This is a genomic window from Rhodococcus sp. 06-156-4 (assembly GCF_002259345.1).
Taxonomy (GTDB): domain Bacteria; phylum Actinomycetota; class Actinomycetes; order Mycobacteriales; family Mycobacteriaceae; genus Rhodococcoides; species Rhodococcoides fascians_E.
Genome location: NZ_NPGB01000036.1, coordinates 24,111 through 35,751, shown reverse-complemented (window position 1 = coordinate 35,751; position 11,641 = coordinate 24,111). Strand labels below are relative to the sequence as shown.

The window sequence follows — 11,641 nt, the reverse complement described above, 5'->3', positions numbered from 1 at the left end:
GAAGCGCCCAAGCGAATGTGAAACGCAGCACCGCCCCTGCGTCGAGGGCGCAGCAGGCCTCTATACGTGCGTACGAAAGTTTCCCCTGGCCTACATTTCCGCTCACCACGGCTGGTGAGTGCCGTGGTCGACGGGGTTTCGCTGCGGGCGTACGACTCGCCGACGGCCTTGCACCCTTAGGGGTTGAGTGCTGGCACTCGCGTGTATAGAGTGCTAGACAGCGATGCGTGAAGTCCCGGAACCCGCGACGACGGGAACAAGCGCAGAGCAGTGAACGTGCAGTACAAACACAGCAGTCCGGGGATCCGACCCCGGACGCGTACCCCATAACAATGGAGGGCTCAACGTGGCGAGCGTGAAAATCAAGCCGCTCGAGGACAAGATCCTCGTCCAGGCCAACGAGGCCGAGACGACGACCGCCTCCGGTCTGGTCATCCCCGACACAGCCAAGGAGAAGCCTCAGGAAGGCACCGTCGTCGCTGTCGGCGAAGGCCGTGTCACCGAGAAGGGCAACCGGATCCCGGTCGACGTCAAAGAAGGCGACACCGTCATCTACAGCAAGTACGGCGGCACCGAGATCAAGTACGCCGGCGAGGAGTACCTGATCCTGTCGGCACGTGACGTGCTGGCTGTCATCGCCAAGTAGGCCGTAAACGCTTCCCGCCCCGGAACCCGATTTCGATTCGGTCCCGGGGCGGAGTGCGTTCAATCGAGTTCACTGACTCGAAGGAGTAATACCGAAACATGGCAAAGCAAATCCAATTCAACGAGGAAGCCCGCCGGGCCCTCGAGCGTGGCGTCGACAAATTGGCCGACGCCGTCAAGGTGACGCTCGGACCGCGCGGACGACACGTGGTGCTCGCCAAGGCATTCGGTGGCCCCACGGTCACCAACGACGGCGTTTCCATCGCCCGCGAGATCGACCTCGAAGACCCGTTCGAGAACCTCGGCGCGCAGCTCGTCAAGAGCGTCGCCACCAAGACCAACGACGTTGCGGGCGACGGCACCACCACGGCCACCGTGTTGGCGCAGGCACTCGTGCGCGGGGGCCTGAAGAACATCGCGGCGGGCGCCAACCCGATCGCACTCGGTTCCGGTATCGCCAAGGCGGCCGACAAGGTTGCCGAGGCACTGCTCGCGGCAGCGACACCCGTCGAGGGCAAGGAAGCAATCGCGCAGGTCGCCACGGTGTCCTCGCGTGACCCGGAGATCGGCGAGCTCGTGGGTGAAGCACTCACTCGCGTCGGCGCCGACGGCGTCGTCACCGTCGAGGAGTCCTCGACGCTGAGCACCGAGCTGTCGGTCACCGAGGGCGTCCGCTTCGACAAGGGCTACCTGTCGCCGTACTTCGTCACCGACGTCGACTCGCAGCAGGCAGTGCTCGAGGACGCCTACGTCCTGCTGCACCGCGACAAGATCACCTCCCTTCCCGACTTCCTTCCCCTGCTGGAGAAGGTCGCCGAGAGCGGAAAGCCTCTGCTGATCATCGCCGAGGACACCGAGGGTGAAGTCCTGTCCACGCTGGTCGTGAACTCGATCCGCAAGACCATCAAGGCAGTTGCAGTCAAGGCACCGTTCTTCGGCGACCGCCGCAAGGCGTTCCTCGACGACCTGGCTGTCGTGACGGCCGGTACGGTAATCACCGCCGATGTCGGCCTCAGCTTGAAGGAAGCAGGCCTCGAGCTGCTCGGAACCGCTCGCCGCGTCGTCGTCACCAAGGACGACACGACGATCGTCGACGGTGCAGGCACGCAGGCGGACATCGACACCCGCGTCGCCCAGCTGCGTCGTGAAATCGAAGCAACCGATTCCGAATGGGACCGCGAGAAGCTCGAAGAGCGTCTGGCGAAGCTGTCCGGCGGAGTTGCCGTCATCAAGGTCGGCGCGGCAACCGAGACCGAGCTGAAGGAACGCAAGTTCCGCGTCGACGACGCCGTGAATGCAGCCAAGGCTGCTGTCGAGGAGGGCATCGTCCCCGGCGGCGGTTCGGCACTGACACAGGCTGCGTTGTCGCTCGCGGACAACCTCGGTCTGACGGGTGACGAAGCGACCGGTGTCGCTGTTGTGCGTACTGCACTCAACGCGCCGCTGTTCTGGATCGCCACCAATGCGGGCATCGACGGATCCGTCGTGGTCAGCAAGGTCGCGGCACTCGACAAGGGCCACGGCTTCAACGCCGCGACCCTGACCTACGGTGACCTGCTCGCCGACGGTGTCGTCGATCCGGTCAAGGTGACCCGTTCTGCGGTCGTCAACGCAGCGTCCGTTGCGCGGATGATTCTCACGACCGAGAGTGCTGTCGTCGAGAAGCCTGCCGAGGAAGAGGAGCCTGCGGCCGGACACGGCCACAGTCACTGATTCTCTGTATCTCGCAGCACGAGAAGCGGGGCCTTTCCTTCGAAGGAAAGGCCCCGCTTCTCGTATGTGGCCCTGCTACACCGCGATTCGTCGACGGTTGTGGCGTGCGTACATCTCCCGCTCGGTCTCGGACATTCCGCCCCAGATTCCATAGGGTTCCGAGACGCTGAGCGCGTGGGACCTGCACTGTGCGAGAACCGGGCAGGTTCGGCACATCTCCTTGGCACGCATCTCACGCTGAGCACGTGCTCGGCCGCGTTCGCCGTCCGGATGGAAGAACATCGACGAGTCGACGCCACGGCACAAACCGTGCATCTGCCAATCCCAGATATCTGCATTGGGCCCAGGGAGGTGATTCGGCTGCGGCATGAGAACTCCTAGGGTGTCTGCTCGCCGCAACGGATGCGGCGACGCTCCTGTGGAAGACAGAAGAAATGCGAATTCGTGGTTTCGTCCGGCGGCGGCGCCGAACTTGTGGTGAACTCGTTCCGCGAGATACTGCAATCGCGGTTGTCGTGAACAACGCCAACGTTATTCGTGGCGATGAAATCGAGTCAATAGGCCATCGCCGTGGCGAGGTGCATAGTCGTATCTCGAGAAATTAACGCGGGCGACATTTACTTCGACACAACTTCATGGGTCGATTCGTTGAGGAGTTCTCGATCGCAGCATGAACAGCGGTCTGACGGACTTCGGTCACGATCGAAAGCAAAGGGCACTGGCCTGCAGGTTCGTGGTCGTGTCGGAAGAAGGATCGCGGAATTCGTCTGCCGGATTCGAACGACTCGATCAGGTCGCGAGCAACACTGGTCCCCGGGTAGTGAATCCCGCGATTAACCTTACGGCTACATTCTCGTCAGAAAGCGCTCATCAAATGCATCCCGGGAGCGCATGTTAATTCCGTGAAACAAACGAGAATGTCGCGCGACGGATTCGACGATATTCGGCGATGGGCACGAAGCGGCCAGGAGTATCCATCCATTCGACGGTGAACCGAGAGGAATGCCGAGCCTCACGGTCGCAGGGGCCGCTCCGGGTCGTAACGTCGACACGATGGACGATCGGCTTCATCGCGCTGCCTGGGGCACCGAACCCGGTATGTGGCCACTGCCCGCTGCATCGACCGTCCGCGAGCGGTGGGACCGCGCCGTCGCACTCGGTGGGCAAGGCAGGTACCTCGCCGCGTCGGCCGAGCTCGATGCGGCTGCGCTGTCGGGCCCTGTTCCACCGTCTCTGCGGTCGCAGATGTATTCGACTCGCGCATCATGGATACGGCAGAGGGGAGTGCACAGTGCAGCGGCGCGGGTGGACGGGACGGCGATCGCTGCGGTCGGGCTCGACGAGCGCAGTTCTCCGTCGGGTGAGGACGGCAATGAGGCTGCTGTCGTTCGTGCGCGAGCGGATGCTCTCGTCGGCCTTGCCGCGGACGCCCTCGGCGTAGGCAGATTCGGCACCGCGGACGCGCTGCTGACTCGATGCGAGCACATCGTGGCGCGAGATGGGCGCGAGGACGTTCTGTGGCGTCAACATCTGAGGCTCGGGTGGGTCCGCGCGGAACTCGCGATGTTCTCGGGAAAAGGGCCCGACGCGGTCCGGCATGCGCTCGACGCGCGCGGGCGTGCCGACGAGATCGATTCGTTACGCCACATCGTCAAGACCGACCTCGTGCTGGCTGCCGCCTACAGCTCCGTGGGAGATCTGTCACGAAGTGGTGACGGCGCCCAGCGTGTACTCGATGCCTGCGAGGTGCACGGACTCCTACCGTTGCGCTGGGCGGCAGCGATGTTGTGGAGCGGCGTCGGGGGAGGAGCGGCCGCGCAGTCGGTCGCGCGGGAGTGCGAGGCGGAGCTGGCTCGGCGCGGTGGTCGGTTCACGGCCGTGTGAAGTCACGGACCGAGTGGTTCGATCGAGTGGGGTGAAGGTCGCTATCCTTACTAGGTTCCACTTCGGGTGGAAGCGCTGTCGAGATGCGGCGGCGTCACTGTAACGCGGGGAATCCTTGAGCGATGAACAACACGGGTGAGGAGTTGGACTCCTTCGTCGCTGCCGCAGCGCAGGGCGAGCGAGCCGCACTCTCCCGAGTTCTGGAAATCATCCGTCCGCTCGTGGTGCGGTACTGCCGCGCACGTGTGGGCTCCGCCGAGCGTGGTCAGCTCTCGGCGGACGACGTGGCTCAGGAGGTCTGCTTGGCAGTCATGACCGCCCTGCCGCGTTATCAGGACCAGGGCCGACCGTTCATGGCCTTCGTGTACGGCATTGCCGCCCACAAGGTCGCCGACGCACATCGAAGCGCCTCCCGTAACAAATCGGACCCGGCCGCCGAAGTACCAGATGTCGTGTCGACGGAACACGGACCGGAGCAGCGAGCTCTGGACTCCGAGTCGAGTAGACAGATGACCGCCCTGCTGGACACCTTGCCCGCCAAGCACCGAGAGATTCTGGTGCTCCGACTCGTCGTCGGATTGTCGGCCGAGGAAACGGCAGCGGCAGTGGGTAGTACCGCAGGTGCCATCCGCGTGGCTCAACACCGAGCCATCGCGAAACTGAAGAACGAAGTTGTGAAAGCGGGTGAAATGTATGGCTAGGAACAACGGCCGTGATGGCATTCCCCGTATCGGCCGCCCGGATGGTTCCACGCCATCCGAGGATTCTCTCGACAGCACCCTCGTGGGTTCGAGTCCGGTGGACATCGCAGCGGTACGCCGAGACGAGGAATTCATCGAGGCAATCCGTGGCGACGGACCGATCGCGACGGACGACGCGGACGAGTACCAGCTCGCTCTGCTCCTCGCCAACTGGCGTGCAGAAATCGTCCACCCCGCGCTCCCCGCAGGTCCCGACCTCGACGAAGTGGCGGCAGCCGTCGATCAGGAGATTGCCGCGACAGGGCTACGCCGCAAGGCGTCGAGCCGCGGACGTCAGCGTCTGCTCCGCCCGGTAGCGGGCGCCGCAGCGGCGATCGCGCTGGTGATGGGCGGCTTGGTCGTCTTCTCCTACAACTCCTCCCCGGGCGACGCGCTGTGGAGCGTCAAGTCCGTGGTGTTCTCGCAGCAAGCAGATTCGACCGTCGCGCAGATCGACACGACGTCGAAGCTCGAGCAGGCAGAACAACTGATCGCAGCAGGCGACGTCGAAGGTGCACAGGCTCTGCTCGACGGTGCGTCGGGTGCGGCCGGCGCGGTCACCGACGACGCGCAGCGCACGGATCTGGAGATCTGGCTGCAGCGGTTGATCGAGCAACTCCAGACGATCATCCCGACGATTCCTCCGCAGTTGCCGCTACCGGTCGATCCGACGTTGCCTGCGCCCGTTCAGAGTGCACCCGAGTTGGGCTCGGTTCCGGTCACCACGGATCCGCTGCCTCCGCCGGTCTCCGGCACGATCGACCCGTCGCAGGTTCCTTCGACCAGCGATCCGGTTCTCCCGACGACCGAGCCGCCCGCAGTCACCACGACGCCTCCCGGGCCGACGATTCTGAATCAGACCGGTGAGACGACGGCTACGGCCAGCGGTTCGAGTGACGGTACATCTGCTCCCCGGATCGACACGCTGGACACCAACGGAGGCTGATCGCCCTCCGGCCCTGCACCGCATACGACTGACGCCCTACACGAAAATCGTGTAGGGCATCAGTCGTATGATCGGGTGACTAGTTCTCGAAACCGTCGCCGTGCAGAGCGTCGTTCATGGACGCGTCCGCGTATCCGCGGCAGTAGTCCCATGTGACGTACGCATCGGGAACGGGGTCGTACGCAGGCTCGTGGGGACGAACGGTCCCGTCGACCAGGAGCTGGAGAAGGTTGGCTCGCAACATGTCCCAGTCGTGGTAGTGATCCTGCTGGCAGTCCTCGCAGCACACCACGAGTCCGCGAATACCGCGGTGTCCGAGGAGTGCCTCGTACACCGCGAGATCGGCGAGGTCTTCCTCGACGGCGAGCCGCTCCTGGGGGTCCAGAGGCTGGCCGGGCTCGATTGCATCGAGGGCGGCCGAGGGGTCGGCGGGGTCACCGGCGAAGGGATCCGGCGGTAAACCTGGAGGCAGTTGATCGCGCACGCCTCCACGGTACGCAGGACTGGTGGGTCTGCGCCAGCCGTTCACGCTTCGTGTCGACGCGCGACGAGGTCCACCGGGCGGCCGATCGGCCGCAGTCGGGGTGCGGTCGACCTGCTCGAACGACGCCGTCCGGTGCGCGTTCACGAGCGAACGGCGGAGCCGATACCATGTGTGCAGGCGCTGAGCGAGCGTACGCGTCCATGTTTTTTCGTCCGCACTGTCTCCATCCGCTTTCGAACACGCCGTCTTCTCCGGTGCACCGCCCGCGCGCTGCGAGAAGGGCACACAGGCTCTAGGGAGGGCCAGATCCGCATGAGTAGTTCCGGAGCCCACGTCCGTACCGGTGGCGACGACCCCAACAAGGTCGCCATGCTCGGTTTGACCTTCGACGATGTTCTGCTGTTGCCCGCTGCGTCGGACTTGATTCCCAGCGCCGTGGACACCTCCAGTCAACTCACCCGCGAGATCCGTCTGCGCGTCCCACTGGTCAGTTCCGCGATGGACACCGTCACCGAGGCGCGCATGGCCATCGCCATGGCCCGCGCGGGTGGCATGGGCGTCCTGCATCGCAACCTGTCACTGCAGGATCAGGCGTCCCAGGTGGAAACCGTCAAGCGGTCCGAGGCGGGCATGGTCACCGACCCGGTCACCTGCAAGCCCACCGACACACTCGCCGAGGTCGACGCGATGTGCGCACGGTTCCGCATCTCGGGTCTGCCGGTGACCGACGAGACCGGTGCCCTCGTCGGCATCATCACCAACCGTGACATGCGTTTCGAGGTCGACCAGAACCGCCGCGTCGCCGACGTGATGACCAAGGCACCGCTCATCACCGCGCGCGAGGGCGTCACCGCCGAGGCAGCTCTCGGTCTTCTCCGTCGGCACAAGATCGAGAAACTCCCCATCGTCGACGGACAGGGCGCTCTCACCGGACTGATCACGGTCAAGGACTTCGTCAAGACCGAGCAGCACCCCCTCGCCACCAAGGACCGCGACGGGCGCCTGCTGGTCGGAGCGGCAGTGGGTGTCGGGCAGGACGCGTGGTCGCGTTCCATGGCGCTCACCGACGCCGGTGTCGACGTGCTCATCGTCGACACCGCGCACGGGCACAACTCGTCGGTGCTCGAGATGGTCAGCAAGCTGAAAGCCGAAGTAGGAGAACGCGTCCAGGTCGTCGGCGGCAACATCGCGACCCGCGCGGGCGCATTGGCACTCGTCGAGGCAGGCGCGGACGCGGTCAAGGTCGGCGTCGGTCCCGGCTCGATCTGCACCACCCGCGTCGTCGCAGGCGTCGGCGCCCCGCAGATCACCGCGATCCTCGAGGCGGTCGCCGCGTGCAAGGCGCACGGTGTTCCGGTCATCGCCGACGGTGGTCTCCAGTTCTCCGGCGACATCGCCAAGGCGTTGGCTGCGGGCGCGTCGACGGCCATGCTCGGCTCGTTGCTGGCAGGTACGGCCGAGTCGCCGGGCGAGTTGATTCTCGTCGGTGGCAAGCAGTTCAAGAGCTACCGCGGCATGGGTTCGCTCGGGGCGATGCAGGGACGCGGAGCGGCCAAGTCGTTCTCCAAGGACCGTTACTTCCAGGACGACGTCCTCGCCGAGGACAAGCTCGTCCCCGAAGGCATCGAAGGCCGGGTCCCGTACCGCGGACCGCTGTCCCAGGTCATCCATCAGCTGACCGGTGGTCTCCGTGCCGCGATGGGATACACCGGGTCCAACTCCATCGAGGAACTGCAGGAGGCGCAGTTCGTGCAGATCACCGCTGCCGGACTGAAGGAAAGCCACCCGCACGACATCACGATGACCGCGGAAGCTCCCAACTACACCGTGCGCTGACTTCGCTCGCATCGGCCTGAACTCAAGACGAACTCCTAGGGAAAGGGGCGCGCGTGCGCGACCTCGTTGAAATCGGCATGGGCAGAGAAGCCCGTCGCACCTACCAGCTCGACGACATCGACATCGTGCCCTCGCGCCGTACTCGGTCGTCGAAGGAGGTGTCCACGGCCTGGCAGCTCGACGCCTACCGATTCGACATTCCGGTCCTGGCTCATCCGACCGACGCGTTGGTGTCGCCGGAATTCGCGATCGAGCTCGGCAAGCAGGGTGGCCTCGGCGTCATCAACGGCGAGGGGTTGTGGGCTCGCCACACGGACGTCCAGGCCAAGCTCGACGAGCTGGTCGCGATCGCCGAGAACGACTTCGACGCCGACGCTCCCGTCGCATTCCTGCAGAAGCTGCACGCAGCACCGCTGCAACCGGACCTCCTCGCTGCCGCCGTCGCGCAGGTCCGCGCAGCCGGTGTCACCGTCGCGGTCCGCGTCAGCCCGCAGAGCGCCAAGAACCTGACGCCTGCGCTGGTCGCAGCCGGTATCGATCTGCTCGTCATCCAGGGCACCATCATCTCCGCGGAGCACGTGGCGCACGGCGACGAGGAGCCGCTCAACCTCAAGACGTTCATCGCCGAGCTCGACGTACCGGTCATCGCCGGTGGCGTCAGCGATCACCGCACCGCGCTGCACCTGATGCGCACCGGCGCTGCCGGAGTCATCGTCGGCTACGGGTCGGTCGAGGGAGGCACCACCACCGGTGAAGTTCTCGGCATCGGTGTACCCATGGCAACGGCCATCGCGGACGCCGCGGCAGCTCGTCGGGACTACCTCGACGAGACCGGCGGCCGCTATGTTCACGTCATCGCCGACGGCGACATCACCACGTCGGGCGGCCTGGCGAAGGCAATCGCGTGCGGTGCGGACGCCGCCGTGCTCGGTGCCCCTCTCGCGGCGGCAGCCGAGGCGCCCGGTGGCGGTTGGTACTGGCCCTCCGCGGCAGCGCACCCGTCGATGCCGCGCGGCGCACTCCTGCCCGTCGCAGCCGGTGAGCGCCCGAGCCTCGACCAGGTCCTGCACGGTCCGTCGAGCGAGCCCTACGGTTCGATCAACCTCGTCGGAGGTCTGCGCCGGTCCATGGCGAAGTCGGGTTACTCGGATCTCAAGGAATTCCAGAAAGTCGGCCTGAACGTCCGAGCCTGACCCTCTCTGTCCCACGTTCGACAGCGCGCACCCCGAATCGGGGTGCGCGCTTCGTCGTTTGCTGGGGAACTCGGGTGCCGGGTGGGAGCGAACGTGACGTTCGGTCACCTGGGGGCCCGGGAGCGCGGGTTGCAGCGAGTGCGCGGGTTGCAGTGCGCGCGTGGGCTGAAAGCCGCGCGTTCGGGGGCCGAGAGCGAGCGAACGTGACGTTCGGTCACCTGGGGCAGCGCGGAGTGAGCCTTACCTCAGTTGGTGATACTTGGAGTTACAGCTACAGTGGCTTGTGTCAACTGTCACAGGGTTGTTGTCAGTTCGCCGCTGCTGTCATCTAGAGTGTGGTCGCAGTCACATCGAGGTGATGCGCGGTGCGGCGGAGCTGGCTGAGTAACGCACGAGGCGCGGAGGTCAACAGTGGAGACACGGACAGCTGGGACACAGGCTCGCACGACCGACTACGACGTTCTGATCGTCGGGTCCGGTTTCGGCGGAAGCGTCACGGCGCTGCGCTTGGTCGAGAAGGGCTACAAGGTAGGCATCCTCGAGGCCGGACGGCGCTACGAGGACAAGGATTTCGCCAAGACCAGCTGGGACCTGAAGCGGTTCCTGTGGGCGCCCAAGCTCGGGTGCTACGGCATCCAGCGTGTTCACCTGCTGCGTGACTGCCTCATTCTGGCCGGTGCAGGGGTGGGCGGCGGTTCGCTGAACTACGCGAACACCCTGTACCAGCCGCCGGAGCCGTTCTTCAAGGACAAGCAGTGGGCGCACATCACCGACTGGAGCAGCGAGCTCGGTCCGTTCTACGACCAGGCGACGCGCATGCTCGGTGTCGTGCGTAACCCGCACATGACACCCGCCGACGAGGTCATGAAGTCCGTCGCCGAGGACATGGGCGTCGGGGACACGTTCATTCAGACACCGGTCGGCGTGTTCTTCGGCGACGAGCCGGGCAAGAAGGTCGGCGACCCGTACTTCGGCGGCGTCGGTCCCGAGCGCACCGGGTGCATCGAGTGTGGTGAGTGCATGACCGGGTGTCGCCACGGCGCCAAGAACACACTGCTGAAGAACTACCTCGCCCTTGCCGAGCGCGCCGGAGCCGAGATCGTCCCGATGACGACGGTGACAGGTCTTCGTGCTCTGCCCGACGGCACGTGGGACGTCGCCACCGAGCGAACCGGCGCGTGGGTTCGCAAGCACCCCAAGACCTACACCGCGTCGCACGTCGTCCTGGCCGCGGGCACGTGGGGTACGCAGAATTTGCTGCACAAGATGAAGGACACCGGCGCACTGCCGCGTCTGTCCGACAAGCTCGGTGAATTGACGCGTACCAACTCCGAATCCATCGTCGGTGCCGCCAAGTTGAAGGTCGACCCGGAGATGGATCTGACCAGGGGAGTGGCGATCACGTCGTCGTTCCACCCGTCGTCGAACACCCACATCGAACCGTGCCGCTACGGCAAGGGTTCCAACGCGATGGGCCTGTTGCAGACGCTGATGACCGACGGGGGTGGGCGCATTCCGCGATGGCTCAAGTTCGTTTTCGCGCTGCTGGCTCATCCGCTCGACTTCCTGCGGGTGGTGAACACCAAGAACTGGAGCGAGCGCACGATCATCGCGCTCGTGATGCAGAACCTCGACAACTCGATCACCACCTTCACCAAGCGTGGGCTGTTCGGTCGCAAGGTGTCCAGCAAGCAGGGACACGGCGAACCGAACCCGACGTGGATCCCTGAGGGCAACGACGCGACGCGGCGTATAGCGAAGAAGATCGGGGGCGTCGCGGGCGGCACATGGGGTGAGCTGTTCAACATTCCGTTGACCGCTCACTTCCTCGGTGGCTGCGCCATCGCGTCCGACGCCGAGCACGGCGTCATCGACCCGTATCACCGCGTCCACGGGTACCCGACGATGTTCGTTGTCGACGGGTCGTCCGTGTCGGCCAACCTCGGCGTGAATCCGTCGCTGACCATCAGTGCTCAGGCGGAGCGTGCAGCGGCGCTGTGGCCCAACAAGGGTGAGCAGGATCTACGGCCGCGCCAGGGTCTCGCTTACGAACGGATCGAGCCGATCGCTCCCAACGCTCCGGTGGTGCCGGTGTCCGCGCCCGCAGCGTTGCGTCTGCCCATCGTCGAGATCCGCTCTCCGAAACCCGCCACCACCGGTGCCGCGTAAGAAGATGCTGCGTGGAACCAGCCTGTCGCGC

Annotated in this window: 10 protein-coding genes; 8 read left to right on the top strand and 2 right to left on the bottom strand. The window is 65.3% G+C overall.

The genetic code is table 11. The annotated features are described in order from the left end of the window. Positions 1–346: 346 nt before the first annotated feature. Together groES and groL are read left to right on the top strand one after the other, a co-directional pair. Positions 347–646, top strand: coding sequence for a co-chaperone GroES (gene groES / locus CH290_RS25035; RefSeq protein ID WP_008718149.1), 300 nt, complete (start codon positions 347–349; stop codon positions 644–646). Between the two features lie 98 nt (positions 647–744). After that, positions 745–2,358, top strand: a complete 1,614-nt coding sequence (gene groL, locus CH290_RS25030) for a chaperonin GroEL (RefSeq protein ID WP_019663607.1) — start codon at positions 745–747, stop codon at positions 2,356–2,358. A 75-nt stretch (positions 2,359–2,433) separates the two neighbouring features. On the opposite strand, the gene CH290_RS25025 is transcribed toward groL, so the two are convergent. Further along, the gene (locus CH290_RS25025) at positions 2,434–2,727 is read right to left on the bottom strand and encodes a WhiB family transcriptional regulator (RefSeq protein ID WP_026347518.1); all 294 of its coding nucleotides are present in this window, start codon (positions 2,725–2,727) and stop codon (positions 2,434–2,436) included. A 684-nt stretch (positions 2,728–3,411) separates the two neighbouring features. Between CH290_RS25025 and CH290_RS25020 the strand changes: the two genes are divergently transcribed. The 3 genes from CH290_RS25020 to CH290_RS25010 all read left to right on the top strand — a co-directional run bounded on the left by CH290_RS25020 (position 3,412) and on the right by CH290_RS25010 (position 5,928). Continuing rightward, positions 3,412–4,242, top strand: a complete 831-nt coding sequence (locus tag CH290_RS25020; protein ID WP_026347519.1) for a hypothetical protein — start codon at positions 3,412–3,414, stop codon at positions 4,240–4,242. 122 nt (positions 4,243–4,364) lie between these two features. Further along, positions 4,365–4,943, top strand: coding sequence for a sigma-70 family RNA polymerase sigma factor (locus CH290_RS25015; protein ID WP_019663610.1), 579 nt, complete (start codon positions 4,365–4,367; stop codon positions 4,941–4,943). Continuing rightward, positions 4,936–5,928, top strand: a complete 993-nt coding sequence (locus CH290_RS25010) for an anti-sigma-D factor RsdA (protein WP_019663611.1) — start codon at positions 4,936–4,938, stop codon at positions 5,926–5,928. Before CH290_RS25015 ends, CH290_RS25010 begins: the two co-directional genes overlap by 8 nt. A gap of 79 nt (positions 5,929–6,007) precedes the next feature. Here the strand turns inward: CH290_RS25010 and CH290_RS25005 are convergent, their stop codons facing one another. Further along, positions 6,008–6,412: a DUF5319 domain-containing protein gene (locus CH290_RS25005; protein WP_026347520.1), complete on the bottom strand. Its 405-nt coding sequence runs from the start codon at positions 6,410–6,412 to the stop codon at positions 6,008–6,010. 312 nt (positions 6,413–6,724) lie between these two features. On the opposite strand from CH290_RS25005, the gene guaB reads away from it, so the two are divergent. From guaB to CH290_RS24990, 3 genes are all read left to right on the top strand, one after another. After that, complete coding sequence (guaB, locus tag CH290_RS25000) at positions 6,725–8,248, top strand: IMP dehydrogenase (RefSeq protein ID WP_170945130.1); 1,524 nt, start codon at positions 6,725–6,727, stop codon at positions 8,246–8,248. Positions 8,249–8,301: 53 nt separating this feature from the next. Then, entirely contained in the window at positions 8,302–9,441 is a 1,140-nt protein-coding gene (locus tag CH290_RS24995; RefSeq protein WP_019663614.1) for a GuaB3 family IMP dehydrogenase-related protein, read from the top strand. A gap of 411 nt (positions 9,442–9,852) precedes the next feature. Next, positions 9,853–11,610: a GMC oxidoreductase gene (locus CH290_RS24990; RefSeq protein ID WP_019663615.1), complete on the top strand. Its 1,758-nt coding sequence runs from the start codon at positions 9,853–9,855 to the stop codon at positions 11,608–11,610. Positions 11,611–11,641 lie beyond the last annotated feature (31 nt).

Excerpts from the sequence above, each read along its gene's own strand:
- CH290_RS25010 (WP_019663611.1), top strand. The coding sequence starts at position 4,936 with ATGGCTAGGAACAACGGCCGTGATGGCATTCCCCGTATCGGCCGCCCG.
- CH290_RS25025 (WP_026347518.1), bottom strand. The coding sequence starts at position 2,727 with ATGCCGCAGCCGAATCACCTCCCTGGGCCCAATGCAGATATCTGGGAT.
- groL (WP_019663607.1), top strand. The coding sequence starts at position 745 with ATGGCAAAGCAAATCCAATTCAACGAGGAAGCCCGCCGGGCCCTCGAG.
- CH290_RS25020 (WP_026347519.1), top strand. The coding sequence starts at position 3,412 with ATGGACGATCGGCTTCATCGCGCTGCCTGGGGCACCGAACCCGGTATG.
- CH290_RS25015 (WP_019663610.1), top strand. The coding sequence starts at position 4,365 with ATGAACAACACGGGTGAGGAGTTGGACTCCTTCGTCGCTGCCGCAGCG.
- guaB (WP_170945130.1), top strand. The coding sequence starts at position 6,725 with ATGAGTAGTTCCGGAGCCCACGTCCGTACCGGTGGCGACGACCCCAAC.